Raw genomic sequence first — 24911 nt, forward strand, 5'->3', positions numbered from 1 at the left:
TCTTTGCCAAACTCGCAGCGGTGTGCAATTGCATGAAAAAAAATCGGGCAGGCAGGTGCAAGATTCATGTCGACATGGTGTTTTTACAATCGAAACAACATCACAGCACAATGAGAATAAAAAGGACAATACTGCTTGCCGTGCTGCTCACGGCCATCGCAACCGGCGCGCAAAACAAGCGCTGGGAAAACAATTTTTATCTTTCCACCGGTTTCACCAACAGCTATTACGGCAGCGACGGCGATGTGGCGGCGTGGCACCTGGGCTACGGGCTCAACTACTACTTCAACGACCGGTGGTCGGTGATGCCGGGCATTGCCTGGCGGGCCAAGTACGGCCTGGGTTACGACGGCGAATCATCGGCCGAGTGCCAGTGGATTGATGTGCCCCTGCTGACACAGTACCACCTGGGCTTGAAGGGGCAGTCGCGCTACGGGTTTGTATTCGAGGCCGGGCCTGTGCTGTCGTTTCTTGCGTCGAACGACTACTACTACAACGATGCCATCCCCACCGACCCCGTCAACGGTGCGCCCGAGTACAAGCACTTCGACCTGGGCCTGGAGCCGGCAGTTTATTTCGAGCTCAAACACTGGCGGTGGGGACTCAAGTACCACGTGGGGCTGCTCAACACCAAGCGCCTGCCAGGCGCAACCGACAGCTACCACTACCAGGACGTGACGCTGGTGGTGAACTTCCACTTTTAGCAGCCCGTTTTAGCAGCCCGCCTGGGGGCAAGCAATAACGTTGCCGCCCGCTTGAGACATGCTCAGGCGGGCGGCAATGCTATGTGGGGTCGAAAGTGCCAGCAGGGGCACTCAACGTTGCAGTTGCTCAACAATTTCTTCAAAGTGCATGCAGTGGCTGGCCTTCACCAGCAGGGTGTCGCCCTGCTTGAGCAGCGAGGGCAGCGCCGCTTGCAACTCGGGCAGGCTGTCGAAGGCCTTGACCTCGAGGGCAGGATTGGCACTGCGGGCGGCAGCGGCCAGGCAGCGGGCCAGTGGGCCGGCTGTGTAGATGGCGTCGATGTTGAGCCCGGCGGCATACGTTCCCACCCCGGCGTGCAGCTGCTTCTCGTCGGGACCCAGCTCGGCCATGTCGCCCAGCACAGCCACCTTGCGGCCTGCACCGTCTTGCAACACGTCGAGCGAGGCCTTCATGCTCACGGGGCTTGCGTTGTAGCAGTCGTCGATGATGGTGTAGTGCGGCGTGTCGATGATGTTGAAGCGGCCGGCAAGCGTCTCGCTGGTCTCGATGCCGCGCTTTATCTGCTCCAGCGTGAGGCCATAGACCTGGCCGGCTGCAGCGCCGGCCAGGGCGTTGTACACCATGTGACGGCCAGGCATGCCCACAGTCACCCCGTGCAGGTCGCCTTGCGGGGTGTGAATGTCGCAACGCGTGCCCTTGAGGCCAAGGCTCACCAGGTTGTCGGCCCAAAAGTCGTTTTTGCTGTCAAGGCCGTACCACATCGGGGCTATGCCATTGAGCTCGGTCACAGTGGCGAGCTTGTCGTCGTCGCCGTTGAGAATGACGTGGGCACCAGGCTTAAGGAAGGGAGCAAACTCGGTCTTGGCCTTGAGCACGCCGTCGCGGCTGCCCAGGTTCTCGACGTGGGCATCGCCTATGTTGGTCACAATCATTGTGTCGGGGCGGGCAATCTTGGCCAGGCGGTACATCTCGCCAAAGTGGCTGATACCCATCTCGAGCACGGCCATCTCGTCATCGTCGCGCAGGCCGAACACAGTGAGCGGCACTCCCAGCTCGTTGTTGAAGTTTCCCTCGGTCTTGTGCACGCGGTACTGCTGCCGCAGCACGCTGTAGGTCATCTCCTTGGTGCTGGTCTTGCCCACGCTGCCCGTGATGCCCACCACAGGGATGCCAAGCTGCTTGAGATAGAACTCGGCAATGTCTTTCACAGCCTGCAGCGACGACTCGACCACGATATAGGGGTAGTCCTGATCGCCCAGGTCAACCTCAGAGATAGCGGCCGCAGCGCCCTTGTCGATGACCTGGGGTATGAACTTGTGACCGTCGACACGCTCACCCTTGATGGCTACAAAGAGGCCGCCGCGCTCAACCTTGCGGCTGTCGGTAGTGATGGCTGTGACCTCGATGCTTTTCAGCTCATCGGGGCCCGAGTAGCTGCCGCCGGTAACGGCGGCAATGTTTTCCAATGTGAGATTTTTCATCGACCGCGTCCTCCTTAGTTGTTGTATCGACGCAGGGAGATGTCGACGAGTTGCTCGCACAAGTCCTCAAAGCTCACGCCCACTGCAGCGGCTTCCTGCGGGACAAGGCTCGTGGGCGTCATGCCAGGCAGGGTGTTGGCCTCAAGGGCATACATCGCGCCGTCGGGCTCCATGATGAAGTCGATGCGGCCATAGCCCACGATGCCCAGCGCCTTGGCAGCCTTCTCGGCGTTGCGTTGCATGCGCTCGGTCTCCTGGGCGGTGATGTGGGCCGGGCAAGTCTCAACGGTGGAGCCTGCCTGGTACTTGTTGTTGTAGTCATACCAGCCCTGCTTGGGGGCAATCTCAATCACTGGCAGCGCTTTGCCGTCGATCACGGCCACCGAGAACTCTCGGCCCTTGACAAACTGCTCAACGAGTGCATGGTCGCCATAGTTGAATGCGATGTCGACAGCGTGGGCATAGTCCTGGGCGTTGCGGGCGATGGTCACGCCCACGCTCGAGCCCTGACAGGCAGCCTTGACCACGACGGGATATTTCAGTCCTTTGGTCTCGGGATCGACCGGTGCATCGGCCTTCTCTATCGAGTAGGCAGGGGCAGTGGGCACACCATAGGCCTGGAAGAGATGCTTGGTGAGCGTCTTGTCCATGGCCAGGGCGCTGCTTATGTAGTCGGTACCCGTGTACTTGATGCCCAGCAGGTCGAAGGCAGCCTGCACGCGGCCGTCCTCGCCGTTGGCACCGTGAAGAGCCAGAAACACAATGTGGGCCGCGCTGCACATCTCGATCACATTGGGGCCGAAAAAAGACTTGCGCTGGCGCTTCAGGTCGTCGACTTTGTCGTTGAAAGCGCTGATGTAGCGCTGTGCCTCGTCGACATCATACTCCTCGGGGAAGAAATCCTCGCTGCGGGCCTGGCTGTCGCCACAGAACACGTCGACAAGCACAGCCTTGTGACCCTTGGCCCTCAAGGCCTTGCACACGTTGGCACCCGACACGATCGACACCAGTCGCTCGGTGCTTGTGCCTGCTGCTAAAACTACTATATTCATAATCTTGTATTGATAAAATTGTATTCAGTCAATTATTCAATTATTGTCATGCCTGCTGGTCACTTGAAGGTGTCGGGCAGGTCGTTCTCATAGAGCACCGTGTCGCCCGCCTTCACCATCGAGTACACATAGCGTTGTGCAGCCTCGAGGGTGGGCACGAGCTTCACATTTTTCTTGTCGAAGCCCTTGGCCTGCAATCCCTTCACAATGGCTTCGCGGTTGTACTCGCCCACGACGATGGCCACATCGCTCGCCGTGGCAATGTCACGACCGAAGCGCACATTGAAGTACTCCTGCTTGTCGCCCAGCTCGATGAGCCCAGGGGTGACGATGATGCGCCGGCCGCCTGTCATGCCCGAGAGCACGTCGAGGGCCATGCGGGAGCTGCGGGGGTTGGAGTAGTGGGTGTCGTCGATGACGGTGAAACCACGCTTGTCGAGGCTCATGCACAGGCGGTGTTCCAGCTGCTCGATGCTGCTCACGGCGTGCTTTATCTTGTCGTGGGGCACATTGAGCCGCAAGGCCATGACCACAGCCGCGAGCAAGTCGCTCAAGTTGAACTCGCCCACAAGCCGGGTGGCAAGCTCCAGCCGCAAGCCAGGACCCACCACGGCAAATGTGGTGCCCTGCGGCGTGTAGTCGATGTCCTCCAGGTGATAATCTACCCGAGGGCCGGCTTTCACCGCATAGCGCTTGCACTCCACGTTGTCGACCGGCCTGAACGGCAGCATGGAATAATCCTCGTTGACCACCGCCAGCCCGTCGGGCGGGAGGGCATCGGCAAGCTCAAACTGGGCCCGCTGCACGTTGTCGATGGTCTTGAACGTGCCCAGACTCTGCTCGCCCACGGCAGTGATGATGCCGTAGCGAGGATGCACCACGTCGCATATCTGCTTCACATCGCCCAGGTTGATGGCGCCCATCTCGCAGATGAACACCTCGTTGTCGGGCGTCATCATCTCCCTTATGGTGCGCACCACGCCCATGAGTGTGTTGTAGGACTTGGGCGTCATCAGCACCGAGTATTGCTCGCTCAATATCTTATACAGGTAGTGCTTGGTGCTCGTCTTGCCATAGCTGCCGCTTATGCCTATGACCTGCATGTGCGGCATGCGGGCCAGCCGTTGCTGCGCGTCGTGCACATAGCGCTGGTTGATGCGACGCTCCACAGGCTGCATGAGCCAGTTAACAGCCATGGTGAAAACATAGGAAAACGTGATAAATAATACTCCGGTCACACTGGCATAGTACAATCCTGTGACGTCGAGCTTGGTGCTGTAGACGACAGCCATAGCCACAAGCATGAGGGCCACTTCGGTGAAGTAGAGCCGCTTCACGCGGCGGGTGAACACCAGCGGCTTCTTGTATTTCTTCCTGGCCAGCGACACCGCCTGCCCCAGCAGTATCACGGCCAACAGCACTACGACATAGGGAGAAATCAGGGCCATGGTGGTGAACGACCCGATGAGCACCACAAGTGCGATGAGGCGCTTGACCGACAGGTACTCGTCGCTGCCAGCGATCCAGTTGCAATAGCGGCTGTTGTAGTAGCTGCCCAGCTGCAGCATGTGCATGTCGCACTTGAGCATGAGCAGCAGGTCGGTCACCGTCACTGCCAGGAAAAAGACATAGCTTATCGTTGTCAACATCTCAATGACACTATATTATTGTTTCATTCCTTTTTTACAATAGGCGCAGGCCACAGTGTGCGCCTGCACCACGGCACTCGCCGTAGTACCAGCTTGCAAAGATAGTGATTTTCCACGACTTCATGCACGAGAGCACCCTAAATTCAGCAGTCTTGCCCACGGGCGGCGCCGGCCCTGCACGCCAAAGATGGGGGCGGCGACAGTTGCAGGCTAAGTGGAAGTTTTGTAATTTTGCACCCACACACACAACAAGGAGAAAAGCATGGACCAAGAGTTTGCCTCGTCACTGCTTGAGAATGCAGTGAGCGAATTTGCCAAGCTGCCCGGCATAGGGCGCAAGACGGCACTGCGCCTGGCGCTGCACCTGCTCAAGCAGGACAAGGAGAGGGCGCACAGCCTGGGCGAAGCCGTCATCAAGATGCGCGACGAGATACAGTATTGCCGCGTGTGCCACAACATAAGCGAGAGTGAGGTGTGCCCTATATGCTCCGACCCCACGCGCGACACGAGCACGGTGTGTGTGGTCGAGAATGTGAAAGACGTGATGAGCATTGAAAACACCCACCAGCACCACGGCCTGTACCACGTGCTGGGCGGTCTCATCTCGCCCATCGACGGCATAGGGCCGCAAGACATCGAGATCGACAGCCTGGTCGAGCGGGTGAAGGCCGGCGGCATAGCCGAGGTGATACTGGCCTTGAGCGCCACGATGGAGGGCGACACCACCAATTTCTACATCTTCCGCAAGCTGGCACCCTATCCCGAGGTGAAAATCACCATGCTGGCCCGCGGCGTGAGCGTGGGCAACGAGATCGAGTATACCGACGAGCTCACGTTGGGCCGGTCGATACAGAACCGCACGCTCTTCAGCGACACCTTCCACAAGGAGGGCTGACACGCCCGCCCCGGCGCGCGATTGCGCGGCTCTCAAGCCTGGTCGTCGCCAGCGGCCTGGTCGCGTTTTTGCCGGGCCAGTTTCTTCTTGTAGGCCTCCAGGTAGCGGCGCAGGCGTTTCTTGTGCTCGAGCTCCTTCTTGGCCTTGCGGGCATTGTATTCCTGCCAGTGATATTCTACATAGTTGTCGGCCATGGTCGTCAGGATGTTTTGTGCCGGTAGGCCAGAGCGGCGCCCAGGGCGGTGAGATACACAGCGTGCTCAGGGATGTGGAAGTGCACGCCATAGAGGTCTTCCATCATGGGAAACACCTCGCGGCACTCGGGCAGGCGTGTCATGTTGCCAATGAGCACAAAGTCGTTGATGCCGCTGTTGAGCGTAGAGAGCACAGCTGCCGAGCCTATGGTCTCGAGCACCATGATAATCAATCCCTTGGCCACGTCGGCATCGTCGACGGGGTTGTTCACCGCCTTGCCAAAGAGCGAGGCCGTGGCAAAGGTGGGCAACCCGGGCAGCTCCTCCTTGCTGATGTCCTTGATTTGCAGGTTCACCTTGCTGGCGTCGCCGTGGCTGGCCAGCTCGACCAGGTTGGGCACATTGCGCAGCTTGAGCAGTAGCCGCGACAAGCCTTGCAGCGTGCCGCCGCCCATGCTGATGCCGCCGGCGTGCACAATCTTGTCGCCGTTGACCTGTACCAGCGTGGTGCCCGTGCCCATCGACACGACCATGATGGGGTCGGTCTTGACGGCATACTTGGCGCCCAGGCCGTCGCTCTCAAACTCCCCCACCTTGCTGGTGGGCAAGCCATAGATGGGCGTGTCGACGTTGCTGCTGCCCACGCCGGTGAGCATCACATGCTCCACGTCGCCCAGCGAGACGCCGTTGTCGTAGAGATACTTGCCGAAGGCTCCAAACAGCGAGGTGATGGGGTCGCCGGCGTTGATAAACATGGGCGAGATCACTTTGTCGTCGTTCAAGCCCACAATCTTGGTGGTGCTGCCGCCCACATCGATGCCTATGATAAGTCCCATAAAACAAATGTGTGTGTGATAGGTCAACCAAAAAAAGAAGCAGCTGCCGCGGCAACGCCCCCGTTTTTTTTTAACGGCGTAAAATTACTGCATAATATCCTACTTTACAAAATAAATGTTAACTTTGCCCTGGATAAATGCACAATTGCCATCTTGGAAATCACAATCGTCATAGTAAGCTACCAGGCCAAATACTTCTTGGAGCAGACCCTGCGGTCGGCCATCGAGGCCGTCGAGGGGCTCGATTGTGAAATCATTGTGGTCGACAACAACTCGGGCGACGGCACCGCGGCTTGGGTGAGGGAGCGCTTTGGGCAGCAGGTGCGTCTCATCGAGAACAAGCACAACGTGGGCTTCGGCCGGGCCAACAACCAGGCCATCGCACAGGCGCGTGGCCGCTACACGCTCATCCTCAATCCCGACACCATCGTCACCCGCAGCTGCCTGCAATCGTGCTGCCAGTGGATGGCCTCGCACCCCGAGTGCGGCGCCATAGGCGTGCACATGATCGACGGCGACGGCCACTTCCTGCCCGAGTCGAAGCGGGCGTTTCCCACGCCGTGGGTGTCGTTTTGCAAGATCTTCGGCCTCTCGCGGCTCTTCCCGCGCTCGCGCTGGCTGGCCAAGTACCACCTGCGCTACCTCGACGAGCGCGAGCCACATGCCGTCGACATCCTCTCGGGGGCGTTCATGTTTTGCCGCACCAGCCTGCTGCAGCAAGTGGGCGGCTTCGACGAGGACTTTTTCATGTACGGCGAGGACATCGACCTCTCCTATCGCCTGGTAAAGGCAGGATACCAAAACTGGTATGTGCCCGCAAGCATTGTGCACTACAAGGGCGAGAGCACCCGCAAGGAGAGCATGCGCTATGTGAAAGTGTTCTACGAGGCCATGCTCATCTTCTACCGCAAGCACTTCCCGCGCTACCGGGCCGTGTTCTACCCCGTGATCAAGCTCGGGGTGTGGATGCGCCAGTCGCTGGCCATGGCCCGGCGTGCCCTGGGCGTGCCCGCAAGTGGCAGCAAGCCGCAGGCGTCGCCCGGGCAATGGGTTGTGCTGAGCCGCCATGCCCAGGAGGTGGCCAGGCAGTGCCACATCGAGCGCTACAGCACCTGCATCCCTGCCAGCGGCGAGACCCAGGTGATCGTCGACGACGGCAGCTACAGCTACGGCCACATCGTGCAACTCATCGACAGCAAAGCCCGCCGCGGCCTGCACTGGCACATCTACTCAAGCCGCAACGGCATCGTCATCTCACCCAAAATGCAGCAGCCATGACCCACGACACCACCCACAAGCTCCTCGCCGACGGCGTCGTGACCCTGCGCGCCCTCGAACCCACCGACATCGACCTGCTCTACCAGTGGGAAAACGACACCTCGCTGTGGACGGTGACCGACACCATGGCGCCCTACTCGCGCAAGTTGATATGGCAATACCTCAACCAGTTTGACGGCGACGTGTTTCAAACCTGCCAGCTGCGCCTCATGATCGCCCTGCAAGCCACAGGCGCCACCATAGGCACCGCCGACCTCATGCACGTCGACGCCTTCAACAGCCGCGCCGAGGTGGGGCTGTGGGTGGCACGCCAGTGGCAGGGCCAGGGCTACGGCCACCGCGCGCTTGCGCTGCTCGTCGACTATGCCCACAACCATCTGGGCCTGCACCAGCTTTATGTCAACATCCCGGTATTCAACACGGCCTGCCTGCAACTCTTCGACGACTGCGGCTTCACGCTCGCCGGCACGCTCAAGTCGTGGATAAGGCGGGGCGGGCACTACCACGACGTCAACATTCTGCAACACATTTGCTAATCTTCAACTTTTTCATTATATTTGTTGATAGATTATGCAAGCAATCGATCAAGACATATTCAACCTGCTCGATGAGCAGCCCACTCCCTCGCGTGGCTCGGTGATTGTGGCCAAGCCCACACTCGCCGACCCGCACTTCAAGCGCTCGGTCGTCGTGCTCATCGACCACGACAACGAGAAAGGCAGCATGGGGCTCATCGTGAACAAGTACACCGGCTTCTCGCTGCACGACGTGCTGCCCAGCGTCGACAACGCCAGCAACGTGCCGCTCTACCTGGGCGGCCCGGTGAAGCCCGACATGCTGTTTTTCCTGCATCGCCTCACCCCCGACGTCATCCCTGGCTCGCTGCAAGTGTCCAAGGGGCTGTATCTGGGCGGCGACTACGATGCCATAAAGCGCTATGTGGGCAGCGGGCAGCCCGTCGACGGGCTCTTGAAGTGCATTCTGGGCTATGCCGGCTGGGACCAGGGCCAGCTTGACGGCGAGATCGAGCGCCACGACTGGGCCGTGCTCAACCACGCCCATTACGACAACCTCATGAGAGAAAACGGCGACAAGCTGTGGCGACACACCGTGCAGGACTTCGGAGACAAGTACCGCCTGTGGCTCAACTGGCCCAGCAACCCTGCATGCAACTGACAGCGCACACGCCAATCATGAACAAAGTGAAAAGGTTGCAAAATAGCTTTAACAATTGCACGGGCAGCCCAATTTTTTGATAACTTTATCGTTAGTATTATATCTCAAACATCTTTTCCAGTCGAAGCAAACGAACAAAATGAAAGTACTGAAATTTGGAGGAACATCGGTGGGCTCGGTCGAGAGCCTGAAAAACGTGAAGAACATCGTTGAAAGTCAAGACGACCAAGTGATCGTGGTGGTGTCGGCCCTGGGCGGCGTGACCGACTTGCTGCTCGACATGACCCACAAGGCCGAGGCGCGCGACGACAGCTACGAGCCCATGGTTGAGCAACTGCTCAACCGCCACAACAGCGTGATCGAGGGCGTCGTGCCCGCCAACCAGCAAGCGCAGTGCAAAGCCATCATGCAGCAATTCATCGTGCAAGGCCTGACGCAATTCTTCTCCATGCTCTACGCCAACCAGAACCTCGATGCCGACTACAAAGCCCAGGTAGAAGACGCTATCGTGGCCCACGGCGAGACCCTCTCGTCGGCCATCGTCACTTGCATGCTGGGCGCAGTGCCCCACTTCTCGCCCAACTTCATCAAGACTAAAGACGTTGACGGCGAGCGATTGCTCGACAACGCCACCTTCGACCTGATTGCACAGGAGTTCAAGGGCCGCAAGGAGAAGGTGCACGTCACGCAGGGCTTCATCAGCGAGGACTCGAGCAACGGCGCCAAGACCAACCTGGGGCGTGGCGGCAGCGACTTCACCGCCGCCCTCATTGCTGCTGCCCTCGATGCCAGCAGCCTGGAAATATGGACCGACGTCGACGGCTTCTACACTGCCGACCCCAGGAAAGACCCCACTGCCACCATCATACCCCGCATGACTTACCAGCAGGCACTCGACATGTGCCAGGCCGGTGCCAAGGTCATCTACGCCCCCACCCTCTCGCCTGTGGCCATCAAGCACATTCCGGTGTGGGTGAAAAACACCTTCAACCCACAGGCACCAGGCACGCTCATCGAGTGAGCACCTTGCCAGGCCCGGGAGGCAGGGCGGCGACACGCACACACACAATTACCGCTCATGCAACAATAAAGCAACTAATTGAAACAATGAGATACTATAGTACCAACGATCAAACGCATCAAGCCACGCTCGAGGAGGCCGTGCTCAAGGGCCGTGCCGACGACGGCGGGCTCTACCTGCCCGAGCACATCCCCGTGTTGCCTCAAGCCTTTGTGAGCAACCTGCAGGCGATGAGCCTGCAAGAGATGAGCTATGCCGTGGCCAACTATGCCCTGCAGGGCGATGTCGAGGCCAGCGTGCTGCACAACATCGTCTACGACTCACTCAATTTCCCCATTCCGCTGGTCTATGTGGGCGGCAACCGCTTTGCCCTCGAGCTTTTTCACGGCCCCACCATGAGTTTCAAGGATGTGGGCATGCGCTTCATGGCCCGCATGGTGTCCTATTTCACCAAGCAGCACCACAAGGAAATCAACGTGCTGGTCACCACCTCGGGCAACACAGGCGGCGCCGTGGCAAGTGGCTTCTACGGCATGCCGGGCGTGAACGTCTACATCCTCTACCCCCAAGACACACTCTCGCCCCTGCAAGAGGCGCAATTCACCACCCTGGGCGGCAATGTGACAGCACTCGAGGTGAACGGCACACTCGACGACTGCCGCGAGATGGTGGCCGAGGCCTTCAGCGACAAGGAACTCAACGAGCGCATGCACCTCACGAGCGCACGCACCATCAACATGGCGCGGCTGCTGCCACAGGTGTTCTACTACTTTTTTGCCTTCGCCCAGCTCGCCGAGCGTGAGCAGAACGTCGACCAGCTCGTCTTTGCCGTGCCTTGCGGCAATCTGGGCAACCTCACTGCCGGGGTTATGGCCAAGCAAATGGGACTGCCGGTGAAGCGCTTCATTGCTGCCGACAATTGCAACGACATCTTCACTCAGTATCTCGCCACGGGCGACTTCGTGCCCCGCAAGGTCACACCCAGCGTGGCACCCGCCATGGACATAGGCAACCCGCAAAACTTTGCCCAGCTGCACGCCATGCTGCACAGCCATGTCGAGGCGTGCGAGCTCATCGACGGCGTGGCCTGCGACGACAAGCAAATCATGAGCACCATCGCCCACGTGTGGCAGCAAGAGCACTATCTGCTCGACCCGCAAAGTGCCACGGCCTATCGCGCGCTGCTCGAGCACCTGCAGCCTGGCGAGACGGGCGTGGCGCTGGCCACGGCACACCCGGCCAAGTACCGCGACACCGTGGAGCAAGCCACGGGCGAAACGCTGCGTGTGCCCGGCACGCTGTCGCGCTTCCTGGGCGGCACCCGCCACGTGACCCAGCTCAAGAGCGGCTACACCTCGTTCAGGCAGTTCTTGCTGAGCCGCGACCACAACAACAATAACCGCTGACTAAAATCGCTGAATAAAATGCACAGTGCGATTGCGCACCGTGCCATCACCGCACACCGTAGCGGCGGGCGCAAAATTTTGCGCCCCTACACATGCTCAACTTCATCATTGTACCATAAAGAAAAGAGAGGGGCGGCTCATGATGACAGAGCCACCCCTCTCAGGTTAAGATTTTTATGATAGGATAAGATTTACTTCACAACCTTTACGGTCTTGTTGCCAATCTTCACAAGGTATACACCATTGCTCAGGCTCTGGCCGTCGATGACGTTGCTGCCCTCGCTCAGTGTAGCCTCGCGCACGAGCTGACCGGCCACATTGTAAACCTTGGCTTGAGCACCGGCGGTAGCGTTGACCACGAAGTCGCCGTTCTCAACACGCACAACCACATTGCTTGTAGCCACCTGGTTCACGCCACTCACGTTGCCCTGAGTGACATACACAAACTGCTCGGCACCAGGATAAGAAACCCTGACGGTAGCAGCACGGCCAGTCACGCCAGCAGGCAGAGCCTCGGCAGTGAGCACCATGTGAGAGTGACCAGTGTACTCGTCGTTGGCGGTAGAGTCGCTCAGCGTGTAGGTGAGCCACGATGGCAGATCGTTGCCATCCTTGTCGGCCACGGTCCACTCGTCGCTGGCGTGAGTCGAGAAGAACTCAACGTCGTTCTTGCCACCGTTGGCAGCAAACTCAACATTCTTGCCAATGGGCTCGCCAGTCTTGGTGTTCACATACCAGAAGTCGAGCACAGGATACTCCACATCGAGGAAGATCGAGGGTGCGGTCACACCCAGCGACTCTTGGAAGAAGTTGTCGAGACCATATTCTGCAGAGATGCTGTCTTTGTCGTTGATGTGCAGCATGTAGCCGTGCTGGCCATAGCCCTCATCGTAGGTGTCGCAAGAGATGAGCATCGTCCACGAGTCGATGTTGTCGTTGTCGTAGCCACTGAGTACAATGGCATAGGCATAGTCGATGTCGAGTGTGACATCGTAGGGCAGACCGGCCTCAACCTCTTGGAAGGTGAAGGGGAGCAAGCCCGACTGAGCCATGGTGGTGTCGAGAGTTGCAGTAGCAGTGCCCATGAGGTCGTCGAGAATCAGCGAGTCGAGGCCGCCGTTATCGTTAGCAACCTTGTGAGCCTTGTAGACGCGTGCAGTGAGCTTGGCATCGCCTGTGCCCGTGTAGTTGGTATAGAGCACTTGGAGGCCACGCAGCCCATAGCGGCTGGCGGGCTTCTCTACATACATAGCCATGCCGTTCCAGCCACTCCAGTTGCGGCCAAACCAGCAACCGTTTTTGTTGCCATCGGCATCCTTGGCACCAGTGTAGTACACCACGCCGCGGCTTTGACCCTGACGCGTGCCGGCGCAGAACCACTTAGGCGACAAGTAGGCCGAGAAACCCTGCGCCTTGTAGTCCTCTTCCATCGAAGCAATAGGATCGCTGTTGTAAGCCACAACTGTCTCATAGTCGGTAGTGGCCTTCGTCTGGCTGTCGTAGCTGTGAGATGTCATCTTGTAGACGTCGGTGTTGGAGCCGTTGATTGCAGTGAGCGCAGGTGCATAAGCACTCTCACGCACCTGAGTATTGATGACAAGGTCGGTAGCAGTACTGTTGCGCACGGTGAACGTGTCGCGGTCGGTGTCGTACTGATCCCACTCCCAGCTGTAGCTCTTAGCACCGGTAGAGGCGTTGGTATAGGTCACATCTCTCATAAATGGATTCCAAAGCATGGGGTTGTAGAACGCTGCACCCGTGCTTGTCATGCTGCGATAGAATGAGCCAGCAGGACGGTTGTACCACGCCTTGAGGGTGGCACCGGCACGGCGCTTGGCATTGGCCTTGCGTTGAGCAGGCGTTGCCATAGTGGCAACCTCGCTGTAGTTTTGGAAGGGTTGAACTGCATCGACCGATGCCGGGATGCTCGACAGAGCGGGCAGGGTCTTAGCAACAACGGGCTGAGCATCGACAGCGGTGGCTGCCATGAGTGCTGCAGCTGCTAATAGTAAACTCTTTTTCATAATAACTTACTTTAAAGAATTAATAAAAAATAAAACAGATTTTCAATTGAGAAAATTAAGTATTTGTCATCTTGAGAGTGCCGCAATGGCAGGCGACACTCTCATGATGGCAACGTGAGCGCCACCCCCCTACGGGTTGTAGACGTTGATCTTGATGAAGCTGTCGGCATTGCCCTGGTCGGCCATTGTGATCGACAAGGGTGCCAGCACGTCGGCGGTGCTGAGCGTGAACGAAGTGGCGGCAATATCGTCGATAAATGCCTTGAGACCTGGCACACTGTTGTAGTAGGTCTTGCCATAGACGTAGTTCACCTGCTTGGTGTCGCTGTAGACAGGGTCGTCGAAGTCGAACGAGAACTTCACCGTGTTGTGGTCAACAGCGACAACATTGGCAATGATGATGCCCGTGGCCTTCACCGTTTGCTTTCTCGAGTTTTTAAACGTGAAGGGGAAATTGAGCTCATAGCGGCCGGCACTGGCATTCCAGCCGAAGTGCATCGACGAGAGTGTGGAGGAGTTGAAAGCCTTCATGTCGGTCACCAGGGTGTTGTACTCGTCGAGGAACCTGCCTCCCAGGCCAACAGAGCCCAGGGCGAGCTTCCACGACATGTTCTTGCTGGCGACGCAACCGCTCAGGTAGTCGGCCGTGATAGTGGTCTTGTTGTCGTCGGTGCACAGCAGCGATCCGTCGGCTTGGCGCACAAAGTGCTGCACGCTGTAGTCCTTGCCGTCGATAGAGTCGTGCAGGGTCATGGGCGACATGAGAGACAGACCTGTGCGGGTGATGATGAAGTTGTGCGTCGTAGATTGAACCACAGGGTCGCCGTTTTCGGGATAGGTGGTCATGATCGACGTGGCCCCGTCGAGCACCACATAGCGCGAGCCGCCGGGCAGGTTGATGTAGTTCTCTGAGATGTTGGCGTTGAAGAAGCTGTCGGCCATGGCTGTCACCTCGTTCATGTAGGTCTTGTCGTCGGTCGAGGCCGGGATGCGGGTCATGATCATGTTCACCTCGTGCTTCTTGCCCTGCAGGTAGAGCGTGTCGCCATTGTCGCTGTACTTCATGATGTCGAACTCATAGTCGCCCGTGTGGCCGTGTCCACCCTCGTTGACAGTGGTCGAGGGGAGGTCGGCAGGGTCGGCAAAGAGATGGAAGATGGGGTTGTAGGAGTTGAACGAGAGCACAGGGCCGTTGTCGGTGATCACCTCCCACAGCGAGGTCTCGCTGGCAAAGTAGGGCGTGGTGCTCGACGGGTCGTTGGTCTTCATCTTGCCTATCCACTGGTTTTGGCCAGCCATGGTGACGGTGCCGTTCTTGTTGAAAGTCATCACATAGACGTAGCCAGGCTCGTCGCTGGTGGTGAAGTACTCCAGCTCCCACTTGCCGCCGTTCTGGGTGAGGATGTCGCTATAGGTGGTGATGGTGCCAGCCAGACGTGTGGCTGCATTCTCATTAAAGATGTCATCCTCCTCGTGGCTGCAAGAGCTCAGCCCGAGCGATCCCATGGCCACGAGAGCAATTACTGATATATTAAGGAATTTCTTCATTATCTTAAAAAATGTATTACTGGTGGAACAATTATACACATTCACTCTTCACGTCATTTCACGTCATCGATTTGCTTGCGCAATGCATTGATGTCGTAGTTGTGCTGACGCTTCTGTACCTCGCGATGCAAGGCATCGAGATCGATGTTCCAGGAGTCGAGGAACCATTGACGAATGATGGCCAACTTGGCGAGGATGGCTTCGTTGCCCTTCACGCCGTCGGTATCTTCAACATCGTGAATGAGCAGCGGGATGCGTATGCGCGAGCCGTCGAGGTCGAGCAGGTAGCCGCCGGCATCGACCGGGCGCCCCTTGGCATCGTGATAGGCGGTGCTGTCGCTGTTGATGGTGTAGGGGGCAGTGCCCATGTAGTAGTTGTTGGAGTAGCGCACGCTGTTGTTGATCGTGTTGAACGCCACCTTCACTGTGTCGTCGTCGGGGGTCACATAGTCGCGCACCTCGTTGGTTGCAGCATACTTGATGTTGTCATCAGAGACTTCGTTGTTGGTATAGTAGCAGTAGCGATAAGCCCTGCTGCTCTTGGAGTCGTAATACCACCCGTGGCTGGCATCGTCGAGCAGCTGAGCCCACTCCTCGTCGCTATAGGTGATGTAGAGGGCAGTGGTCTCGGCATAGTCCTCACGATACTGGCTCGAGGCATAGGGATCGACAAAGCCCAGCGAGCGCACTACATAGGTATTCTTAGAAGCCCAGTTGGTGCCGTCGTACTTGCCGTTGCTCACCAGGTTGAAGGTGGTGGGGTAAGTCTTCTTCTGGTGCAGGATGTGGGTAAACTCGTGGTGCATGACCTTGAAGCAGATGTTGTTGAGCGACTCGTAGCTGTTGGCATCGATGTCGTTGACCTGGTAGAGCGAAATCTTGACGCCGCCCTCGGCCAGACCTTGGATGATGGAGCCGTCGGTCTCATAGGCCGGCGAGCCAATGATGTGTATCATGCGGGGCGAGTTCTGCTTCAAAAACTCGATGCCGTCGCCAGCCACAGCCTCGTAGGCATCAAACCACATGTACTTGGCCAGCACAGCCACGTCTTCGGCCTTCTGGAAGGAGGCCGGAATGACGTTGTAGTTCATGTTGGTGCTGATGTCTTTCATCTTGTACACAAACTGCAAGTTGAAGGGCTGGAGATAGTTTTGCTGCAGCCACTTGTCGAACTTGTAGGTGTAGGCTGTAGAGTCGAGCTCGCTGCCTGGATCGGGGAAGATGGTTGGGCCCAGGTCGTCGTCGCTGCACGAGGAGAGCGTCAGCGTGCAAGCGGCCATCATCAATGCTGATGAGAGGATATATTTGATTGATTTCATCATCTTTCGTTAATATATACTTTACACATTAATATTTTCTTCTATAAGCACCCTTGCGGCTCTTCTTGGCAACCTTGTTGCCCGAGCCCACGGGGGTGATGTTGGAAACCTCGGTAGCAATCGAAGCCGAAGCTCCGACGGCGGTGGTGATGACAGGCTTGCGCGATGTGCTGTCCATGCCAGCCGAGAGCACCTCGCTTGGTATCTGGATGGCGTAGTGAGCGGCACGGTCGGGCCAGCTGATGGTGTGCTCGGTGTTGCTTGCGCCCTGGTAGTGGGTGACTGAGAGGCCCAGGCGCTTGATGTCGAAGAAGCGCATGCCCGTGTGCACCGTCCAGATGCGGCGATAGTGCTGTATGCACTGCTCCCAAGGTATCATGTAGTCTTCGAGACGATACTTGGAGCTCGGGCACACCTGGTCGATCTTGATGGTCTTCATGATACCAAACTGGCGGCCACCGGTCTTGCTGCTGCCCTGAGTCGAGTAGAACTTCTCGATGAGGGCCGGAGTGAGTTCAACCTCGCTGCTCGAGTGGTTGGCATTCTTGTGCCACGAGTCGTCGACAATCTTGATGTCGCGGAAGCACGATGCGGTGTCGCCCATGAAGAGCTCGGCCTCGGCGCGGCACAGCAGGGTCTCCTCGGTGTTGAACTCGGAGCGTATCATGTGCACATAGCCAATGCCGGCGAGCTTGTCGGAGTACTCAAACTGCTCGAAGCAGTTGCCAGCAAAGTAAGAGCCGTAGCTGGCGCCACCGGCTGTGCCGCACACGCCCTGGAACATGGGGTGCATGGCGAAGGTCTCGCCCGTGGAGTTGTTGCGCCAAGTCACATTTTCCCAAGTGGGGCCAGGGCCTTGAATGGTGGCACGACGGGCCTCGCGGTTGCACGTGTAGCGGCTGCTCTGCACGAAGCGGCGCCACCAGGTGCTGTAGCTCGACATGAGCATCATGTTGCTGGCACGCTCGGTGCCGGTGAAGTAGCGGCCTATGTCCTTAATATAGAAGAAGTCGTTCTGCATCCAGCCATCCTGGCACAGCGTCGACGGGTCGTTGCCCTTGAAGGCTGCAGTGGCATAGGGCACCACCTTGTCATACTCGCGCTTGAACAGGTAGAAGCGAGCGGCAAAAGCGTTGGCAGCAGCCTTGTTGAAGTGATACTTGGGAGCGGTATAGTACTCGTCGCTCACCAGGTCGAGACCCTTGAGCAGGTCGGCCTCGATCATCTCATAGTCGGTGGCCAGGTTGCCGCGCTCATACTTGGGCTTGACCGTGGTCTCGGGCTTGGTGATATAGGGGATACCCTCAACCTCCTTGCTCAGCTCGGGGCCGCGATAGGGCAGGCAGAACACGTTGCACAGGATGAAGTGGTGATAGGCACGTATCAGGTAGGCCTCGCCCTTGATGGCGTTGAGCTCGGCCTTGGCGCTGGCGTCGAGTGCGCCATTGGCGTCGGCGCCGTTGGCTTCAAACTCCTCGGCTTTCTCGAGCACGGCGTTGGCCGTGGCGATGGCACCATAGCAGCCCGACCACACGCCCGAGGGCGAGTCGTTGTCGGTGGCCAGGTTCACGTCTTCAAAAGCGAAGAGCTGGTCGTCGGCATAGCTGTAGGACTGCAGATTGTAGCGGTTGCCGTTGGCATCGGGAGCAGTGTTGTCGACGACATTGTCGCTCGAGAGCTCGCACGTGGGGGCATAGTTGGTCGACATGTAGCCCGTGACCAGCAATTCGCGCAGCTGGTCGACCGTGCTCAGGTACACACGGGTATCGGGAGTCTTGTCGAGAAAGTCGCTGCAGGACGAGAGCGACATCATGAGCGCCACTCCTGCTGCGAGAGATATATATTTGATTTTCTTCATAATGTTTCTTTAATTAAAAGAATATGATGATGCTTGGTTAAAGTGTTAGAGCCCGAATCTCAGGGTGAAAGTGAACTGCTTGGGGTTGGGCGAAGCCACACCGCCGCTGTTGAAGTACTCGGGATCCTCGCCGTTGAGCTTGGAATCGGCGTAGAGCAGGCACAGGTTGGTGGCAGCCAGCTTGAGCGAGCAGCTGTTGAGACGCATGAAGTGCAGGAATGCCTTGGGCATGTCGTAGGTGAGCGAAACCTCCTTGAGGCGGATGAAGTCGCCCTTGGCCACACGTGCTGTCGAGTAGTTGTAGGCACTGTAGGCACGGTTGAGCGAGGTGTTGAGGTAGTTCTGGCGACGCGATGCGATGGCAGGGATGTCGGTATAAGCCTCATCGCCTGGCATCACCCAGCGGTTCTTGAACTCCTTGGGCATAGCCACCTGGTCGCTGTAGGACGAGGCAAATACCGGGTCGAGGCGCAGCTTGTTGCCGCCCGAGTAGGTGATGAACACGTTGAGATGCAAGCCCTTCCACGAGAAGTTGTTGCCAAAGCCGCCACTGATGGTGGGATCGACCGGACCTTCATACTTCAAGTAGCCCAGCTTCTCATACTCCTGGAAGTTGAGGCCTTCGACCGAGACGTTGCCGTTCTCGTCGATGCACTGGGGCACACCGTGATTGTCAAGACCGGCAAACTGGATAGAGAACAGCGCGCGGTGCGGGTAGTCCTGCAGGGCAAAACCGTTGGCAGTGATCAGGTCGATGATGCGGCTGCGCGAGTTGAGCTTGGTGATCTTGGTCTTGGTGTAGGAGAAGGTGAAGTCGGTAGTCCACGAGAAATCATCCTCGTTGCGGCCCTGGATGTTGCGGGTCGAGAGGGTGAACTCGACACCGTGAGAGGCCATCTCGGCCACGTTGGCATACTTCGACGAGAAGCCACCCACACCCTCGGTATAGATGCGGCCTATCAAGTCGAAATTGTTGCGCTTGTACCAGTCGAAGACGAGGTTGATGCGGTTGTTCACAAAGCCCAGGTCGGCACCCAGGTCAAGCTCGTGCTTCTTCTCATAGGTGAGCTCGCTGTTGCTCAGGGCATTCAGGTCGAGACCCAGCTCCATTTGGTCAGTTTCCTGGCGCCAGGGGCGAGTAGAATAGTAGAGGGCCTCGGCATTGGCCAGGCTGGTGGGGCCGCTCTCGCCGGTGAGCGAGTAGCTGGCACGCAGCTTGGCGTGGGTCCAGATGCGCTTCTTGTAGAGGTTGGACTGGATGAACCAGGGCTCCTCGCTCAAGAGCCAAGCAGCCGAGACGTTCCACGTGGGCAGCCAGCGGCTTTGGTGCGTCTGGCCCATGAGGTTGCTACCCTCGTAGCGGATGGTGCCGTTGAGGATGTAGCGGCCCTTGAAGATGTAGTTGCCGTTGGCAAAGTAGGCCATGTTGCGGCGATAGGACTTGGCATCGCTGAAGTAGGCACCGTTTTCCTCGGCCATCTGCTTGAAGAGCTTGTAGTTGAAGGCGGGGATGTTGCCCTTCTTGTAGTTGATGCCCCAGCCGTCGAAGGCCTGAGCATAGCGGTCGACACGACTGGCCTCCATACCGCCGAAGAGGGTGATGGAGTGCTGGTCGGTCCAGTTCTTGGAGTACTGCACGGTGCCGCGGAAGTCGTATTGCGACATCGAGTTCTTGGAGTAGAACAGCATACCGCCACTGGGCAGCACGGTCTCGGGCTCGGCGTTTTTCACGTCGGGGTCGGTGTAGAGATAGGAGTTGCTGGCCTTGATGATAGCGTTCTCGGGGTCGATACCGGCGCGGTAGGCCTGTGCCTGGTTGCTGTTTTCAAGCACATAGTGGTTTTGCTGCGCGTTGGTGTAGCGGTAGCTGCCCAAGAGATTGAACTCGAGGTTCTGGTCTTGCTTCATGATGGGGCGTATGTTCAACTCGGCCTGGAACTTAAGGTCGGCCACGTTGAGGTCGATATAGTTGTTCTTCAACTCGTTGAAGATGTTGAACGTGCTGTAGTTGCGCGTGTAGTAGGAGTCGGGCGCAAGTGTGCGGGCCGTGTTCAAGCAGTAGCTGTAGGGGTTGATGTCGAACGAGCGGCTCACTGCGCCGTTCACCACGTCGGTCTCCTGGCTCAGGGTGCCGGGCGCCTTCTGCTTGCGGTAGGAGTCGCTGTTGAGGATCTTGATTTTCACCTTGGGGCTCAGGTTGTAGATGGCATTGGCGTTGAAGGTGTAGCGCTCAACGCGGCTGTCCTTGTACCAACCCGGGTCTTGCATGGTGGAGATACTGGTGTAGAACGAGCCCTTGTCGGTACCGCCCGAGATGCTCACGGCGTGGTTCTGCATGATGTTGTTGTTGAACAACAGGTCAAACCAGTTGGTGTTGCGCATTTCGGCCTGGCGCAGATAGGCATTCTTGGCAGCGGTGGTGTTGGGCAGGCCATACTCGCCGGTCGACGGGTCGTAGGTGTTGATGAGCTTGTACATCGTGCCGTAGACACCGCTCGAGGTGCCGTTGACCAGGTTGGCCATTTCGAGCCAGCCCTTCTGCTCCATTTCCTTGTATATACTCATCTGCTCTTGCGAGTTGGAGATGTTGAAGTCGTTGTAGCTGGGTTTCAAGCGATAGGTGAACTCGCCAGTATAATTCAATGAGGTGTGGCCCTTGCGACCAGTCTTGGTGGTGATGACGATCACACCGGCATTGGCCTTGGCACCATATATAGATGTGGCCGAGCCGTCTTTCAAGACCTGGAAGCTCTGGATGTCGTCGGCATTGAGGCCGGCAACGGCGCTGGCGATAAGCGTGGTGGCATCGCCGCTGGTGAGGTCGTCGGCACTGATGTCGACGTTGTCCTCCAGAATCACGCCGTCGACCACCCACAGGGGCTTGCTGCTACCATAGATAGAGGTAGCACCACGCACGCGAATCTTGGGCGCGGTACCAAAGGTACCCGTCACGTTCGACACCGTCACACCGGCGGCACGGCCTTCGAGGCCGCGGCTCACGTCGGCCACGCCCGAGAGCTTGGCCTTGTCGGCGTCGACGCTGGTGGCAGCACCGGTGAAGGTGCGCTTGTCGACTTTCTGATAACCGGTCACGACCACCTCGTCAAGTTTCTGACCGGCTACTTTCAATTGAATTTTCATGGCGCCAGACTGAGCTGGAACCTCAACTGTCTCATAACCCACCGAAGAAATCACGAGTGTGGCTTTGGCGGGCACTGTAAGTGTGAATTTACCATCGAGGTCAGTAGCTGTACCATTTCCTCGGTTGCTTTTCTGAACGACGGTTGCTCCGATAGCAGGCTGATTGTTTTCGTCGAGCACAACGCCAGTGACCTTGATCTGGGCGACCATGGCCAGCGACGAGACTGACAAAATCAACAGCAAGAGTAACTTTTTAAAACTCATAAGCACTGAATAATTAGTTATTGTTTTCTCATTATACACTCAATAGTAAAATTTCGTTAAACTCCTGTCCAACAAATATAGAAAATAGGTTGCAACACACCTCCTCGCTCGATTTAGTGTATCGGTTCCCTATTGATGTTCTATTAGATTAACAGTTTATTTAACAAAAAGCTTCAAATAGCTAATGCAAAGAAAAACAATTTTTCTTATTTACACTAATTTTTATTGTTAAAACTACGCGATTTGTCAAAAAATTTTAGGATTGCAGGGGCCCAAACACAAAAATTGTGAAAACCTATAGCAAGTGCGACTTTTGATATTTTTTACACTTTTGTCACAATTTCGGCCGGCAATTGCGGCTTTTCATGGCCCTGGGGGCACAAATCGCCAGTCGATGGCACCCAAAGCTTTCAAAATGCCACACACTATCAACCTCGGGAGGTTGGGGGGCGGTGAAATATCAGGCGCCACTATATATTAAGGTGGGCCAATTTTTGCTACTTTTGCGGCAAGAAAAAAAACGACGACGAGAAATGGAAGTTGTGTACGAAGACAATCACATCATCATTGTGAACAAGGCCGCCGGCGAGATCGTGCAGGGCGACCGCACCGGCGACGAGCCTGTGGTGGAGACCTTGAAAAAATGGATTAAGGAGAAATACAACAAGCCGGGCAACGTGTTTTGCGGCGTGACGCACCGCATCGACCGGCCCACGATGGGCCTGGTGGTGTTTGCCCGCACGAGCAAGGGGCTGAGCCGCATGAACGAGCTGTTTCGCCGCGGCGAGGTGCACAAGACCTACTGGGCCATTGTGAAAAACCGGCCGCCCAAGCCCGAAGACACGATCACGAGCTACCTCACCCCCGTGGAGCAGGGCAACCGCACCCTGGTGTGGCCCGAGCCGCGTCCCGGGGCGCAGAAGGCGGTGATGAGCTACCGGGTGATAGGCAGCAGCGAGCGCTACTGGCTGCTCGAGGTGAACCTCATGACCGGGCGCAAGCACCAGATAAGGGCGCAGCTGTCGAGCATAGGCTGCCCCATACGCGGCGACCTCAAGTATGGCTACGAGCGCAGCAACCCCGAGGGGGGCATCTCGCTGCAGAGCCACCGCATCACCTTTGAGCACCCGGTGTCGCACAAGATTGTCGACGTTACGGCCCCGGTGCCCCACATACCGCTGTGGAAGATACTGGCGGCCGACGCCCAGCAGCGGCAACAGCAGCAGGAGCAGGGCAACGCAGCCTCCCTGTAACTTCCCCCTGCCCCACCCCCGACCGGGGAGAAACCAGAGCGTAAAAGCGCGGGAGCCGCGATGAGCAATCACCGGGCTCCCGCGCTGTAGCTTGTGAAGCGGGCTGCTGCGGCAGGGAACAAGCCCCCGCCGCCGCTCTACTTGAGGGTCACTTCGTCTTTGGTGACCAGGCACTCGCAATAGTGGCAGCGCAGCACCGTGTTGTCGCGGTCGACGACATGGAAATGCGTGTGCATGGGCTCGTTGTTGCTTATGCACTTGGGATTGTTGCACTTCACGATGTCGATGAGCTCGTCGGGCAAGGTCACGCGATGCTTCTCGACCACCTCATAGTCCTTGATGACGTTGATCACGGCGTGGGGGGCGATGAGAGCGATGCGGTTGAGCGTCGACTCGGGATAGGTGACATCGGCAATCTTGATGATGCCCTTCTTGCCCATCAAGGCGCTGTCGAGGTTGAAGCCAATGGTGACACTGCCCGTGAGGCTCTTGATGTCGAGCAGGTCGACAACCTTGAACAAAGCGTCGCTGGGAATGTGGTCGATGACCGTGCCGTTGCGCAGGGCAGCCACTGCAAGTTCTTTTTTATCTTTTGTCATGATAGATGTGTAGGAGTTGATGTTGGTAGTGTGTATATTACATGTGTTGTGGAAAGAGGCAGGCGCACTGGCCGGCCCCGTCAGTCGATGCCGAGCGAGCGGCATATGATGGCCTGGCGGGCGTAGAGGCCGTTTTTGGCCTGCTGCACAAAGTAGGCCTTGGGGTTGTCGTCGACATCCTGGCTTATCTCGGTGATGCGAGGCAGCGGGTGCAGCACGCGCAGGTTGGGCTTGCTGTGGTCGAGCATGCTGTTGTGCAGGGTGTAGAGGCTCTTGGTGCGCTCATACTCCATGAGGTCGCTGAAGCGCTCGCGCTGCACGCGGGTCATGTAGAGGATGTCGCTCTGGTTGATGATGTCGGGGCCGAAGTCGGTGGTCTCGTGGTAGACGATGCCCTTCTCGTCGCAAAACTTCTTGTACTGCTCGGGCATGGCCAGCTCCTTGCACGACACAAAGTTGAAGGTGGGATGCCAGTACCACATGGCCTCGAGCATGGAGTGCACGGTGCGGCCATACTTGAGGTCGCCCACCAGCGTGATGTTGAGGTTGTCGAGGTGGCCCTGCGTCTTGTACATGCTGTAGAGGTCGAGCAGCGTCTGCGAGGGGTGCTGGTTGGCTCCATCACCGGCATTGATAATGGGCACCGGCGAGAACTCGCAGGCATAGCGCGCCGCGCCCTCCAGGTAGTGGCGCATGACAATCAGGTCGGCATAGTTGCTCACCATCATGATGGTGTCTTTGAGCGTCTCGCCCTTCGACTGGCTGCTGGTCTTGGCGTCGCTGAAGCCAATCACGCGGCCGCCCAGGCGGTTGACAGCCGTCTCAAAGCTGAGCCGGGTGCGGGTGGAAGGCTCAAAGAAGAGCGTGGCCACGACCTTGCCGTCGAGAATCTTCTGGTTGGGATTTTTCTCAAACTCGGCCGCACGCTTGAGCAAGTGCACAATCTCGTCCTTGCTCAAATCGGTAATAGAAACCAAACTTTTAGTTTTCATATTCTGCATTTAAAAATAAAAATAATCGGGCACAAAAAAAGCCAACCGCGACCCCCTGCCGACGACTGACTTAGAAAAAAAGGAAAGAAAAACCATGCTGGGTGAAGACGACTGCTCTCACGACGGGCCCATTCTCTCCACGCACGGTACACCTCAATATGCAACTTGCTGAACGGTGTCATTCCAACAGGCAAAGTTAGAAAATTTTGTTGTAAAACAT

Annotated in this window: 20 protein-coding genes; 8 read left to right on the forward strand and 12 right to left on the reverse strand. The window is 57.5% G+C overall.

The features are described 5' to 3' along the window. The first annotated feature begins 110 nt into the window (after positions 1–110). On the forward strand, positions 111–704 hold the full coding sequence (locus GF423_RS03125) for an outer membrane beta-barrel protein (RefSeq protein WP_206113344.1): 594 nt from the start codon (positions 111–113) through the stop codon (positions 702–704). Between the two features lie 111 nt (positions 705–815). Here GF423_RS03125 and GF423_RS03130 read toward each other — a convergent pair whose 3' ends face one another. The 3 genes from GF423_RS03130 to GF423_RS03140 are packed head-to-tail and all read right to left on the reverse strand — an operon-like array spanning position 816 to position 4887. Further along, positions 816–2186, reverse strand: coding sequence for a UDP-N-acetylmuramoyl-tripeptide--D-alanyl-D-alanine ligase (locus GF423_RS03130; RefSeq protein ID WP_154327007.1), 1371 nt, complete (start codon positions 2184–2186; stop codon positions 816–818). Positions 2187–2200: 14 nt separating this feature from the next. Next, positions 2201–3238 carry a D-alanine--D-alanine ligase family protein gene (locus GF423_RS03135; RefSeq protein ID WP_154327008.1) on the reverse strand — a complete coding sequence of 346 codons (1038 nt, stop codon included), beginning with the start codon at positions 3236–3238 and terminating at the stop codon, positions 2201–2203. A gap of 59 nt (positions 3239–3297) precedes the next feature. Next, complete coding sequence (locus GF423_RS03140; RefSeq protein WP_154327009.1) at positions 3298–4887, reverse strand: Mur ligase family protein; 1590 nt, start codon at positions 4885–4887, stop codon at positions 3298–3300. Between the two features lie 262 nt (positions 4888–5149). Between GF423_RS03140 and recR the strand changes: the two genes are divergently transcribed. Next, entirely contained in the window at positions 5150–5782 is a 633-nt protein-coding gene (gene recR, locus GF423_RS03145) for a recombination mediator RecR (RefSeq protein ID WP_154327010.1), read from the forward strand. Positions 5783–5814: 32 nt separating this feature from the next. Here recR and GF423_RS03150 read toward each other — a convergent pair whose 3' ends face one another. Then, on the reverse strand, positions 5815–5976 hold the full coding sequence (locus GF423_RS03150; RefSeq protein WP_154327011.1) for a hypothetical protein: 162 nt from the start codon (positions 5974–5976) through the stop codon (positions 5815–5817). 5 nt (positions 5977–5981) lie between these two features. Further along, a complete protein-coding gene (coaW, locus tag GF423_RS03155; protein ID WP_154327012.1) occupies positions 5982–6812 on the reverse strand; it encodes a type II pantothenate kinase in 831 nt (276 codons plus the stop codon). A gap of 153 nt (positions 6813–6965) precedes the next feature. Here coaW and GF423_RS03160 point away from each other — a divergent pair, with 153 nt between their 5' ends. The 5 genes from GF423_RS03160 to thrC all read left to right on the forward strand — a co-directional run bounded on the left by GF423_RS03160 (position 6966) and on the right by thrC (position 11693). Then, on the forward strand, positions 6966–8090 hold the full coding sequence (locus GF423_RS03160; protein ID WP_206113345.1) for a glycosyltransferase family 2 protein: 1125 nt from the start codon (positions 6966–6968) through the stop codon (positions 8088–8090). Next, positions 8087–8626: a GNAT family N-acetyltransferase gene (locus tag GF423_RS03165; RefSeq protein ID WP_206113346.1), complete on the forward strand. Its 540-nt coding sequence runs from the start codon at positions 8087–8089 to the stop codon at positions 8624–8626. Before GF423_RS03160 ends, GF423_RS03165 begins: the two co-directional genes overlap by 4 nt. Before the next feature lie 34 nt (positions 8627–8660). After that, a complete protein-coding gene (locus GF423_RS03170) occupies positions 8661–9266 on the forward strand; it encodes a YqgE/AlgH family protein (RefSeq protein WP_154327015.1) in 606 nt (201 codons plus the stop codon). A 139-nt stretch (positions 9267–9405) separates the two neighbouring features. Beyond that, positions 9406–10287, forward strand: coding sequence for an aspartate kinase (locus GF423_RS03175; RefSeq protein ID WP_154327016.1), 882 nt, complete (start codon positions 9406–9408; stop codon positions 10285–10287). Between the two features lie 86 nt (positions 10288–10373). Continuing rightward, the gene (gene thrC / locus GF423_RS03180; protein ID WP_154327017.1) at positions 10374–11693 is read left to right on the forward strand and encodes a threonine synthase; all 1320 of its coding nucleotides are present in this window, start codon (positions 10374–10376) and stop codon (positions 11691–11693) included. A 191-nt stretch (positions 11694–11884) separates the two neighbouring features. On the opposite strand, the gene GF423_RS03185 is transcribed toward thrC, so the two are convergent. From GF423_RS03185 to GF423_RS03205, 5 genes are all read right to left on the reverse strand, one after another. Beyond that, the gene (locus GF423_RS03185) at positions 11885–13717 is read right to left on the reverse strand and encodes a T9SS type A sorting domain-containing protein (RefSeq protein ID WP_154327018.1); all 1833 of its coding nucleotides are present in this window, start codon (positions 13715–13717) and stop codon (positions 11885–11887) included. Between the two features lie 129 nt (positions 13718–13846). Then, positions 13847–15265 (reverse strand): DUF4302 domain-containing protein, encoded by a 1419-nt coding sequence (locus GF423_RS03190; RefSeq protein ID WP_154327019.1) that lies wholly within the window; start codon positions 15263–15265, stop codon positions 13847–13849. A 53-nt stretch (positions 15266–15318) separates the two neighbouring features. Continuing rightward, positions 15319–16587, reverse strand: coding sequence for a substrate import-associated zinc metallohydrolase lipoprotein (locus tag GF423_RS03195; RefSeq protein ID WP_154327020.1), 1269 nt, complete (start codon positions 16585–16587; stop codon positions 15319–15321). A 25-nt stretch (positions 16588–16612) separates the two neighbouring features. Next, positions 16613–18442, reverse strand: a complete 1830-nt coding sequence (locus tag GF423_RS03200) for a RagB/SusD family nutrient uptake outer membrane protein (protein ID WP_154327021.1) — start codon at positions 18440–18442, stop codon at positions 16613–16615. A gap of 45 nt (positions 18443–18487) precedes the next feature. Beyond that, positions 18488–21847: a SusC/RagA family TonB-linked outer membrane protein gene (locus GF423_RS03205; RefSeq protein WP_154327022.1), complete on the reverse strand. Its 3360-nt coding sequence runs from the start codon at positions 21845–21847 to the stop codon at positions 18488–18490. A gap of 533 nt (positions 21848–22380) precedes the next feature. Here GF423_RS03205 and GF423_RS03210 point away from each other — a divergent pair. Further along, the gene (locus GF423_RS03210; protein WP_154327023.1) at positions 22381–23100 is read left to right on the forward strand and encodes an RluA family pseudouridine synthase; all 720 of its coding nucleotides are present in this window, start codon (positions 22381–22383) and stop codon (positions 23098–23100) included. A gap of 137 nt (positions 23101–23237) precedes the next feature. On the opposite strand, the gene pyrI is transcribed toward GF423_RS03210, so the two are convergent. Further along, a complete protein-coding gene (pyrI, locus tag GF423_RS03215) occupies positions 23238–23699 on the reverse strand; it encodes an aspartate carbamoyltransferase regulatory subunit (RefSeq protein WP_154327024.1) in 462 nt (153 codons plus the stop codon). Between the two features lie 80 nt (positions 23700–23779). Beyond that, on the reverse strand, positions 23780–24691 hold the full coding sequence (gene pyrB, locus GF423_RS03220) for an aspartate carbamoyltransferase (RefSeq protein WP_154327025.1): 912 nt from the start codon (positions 24689–24691) through the stop codon (positions 23780–23782). Positions 24692–24911 lie beyond the last annotated feature (220 nt).

It is taken from the genome of Sodaliphilus pleomorphus (genome assembly GCF_009676955.1).
GTDB classification, from domain to species: domain Bacteria; phylum Bacteroidota; class Bacteroidia; order Bacteroidales; family Muribaculaceae; genus Sodaliphilus; species Sodaliphilus pleomorphus.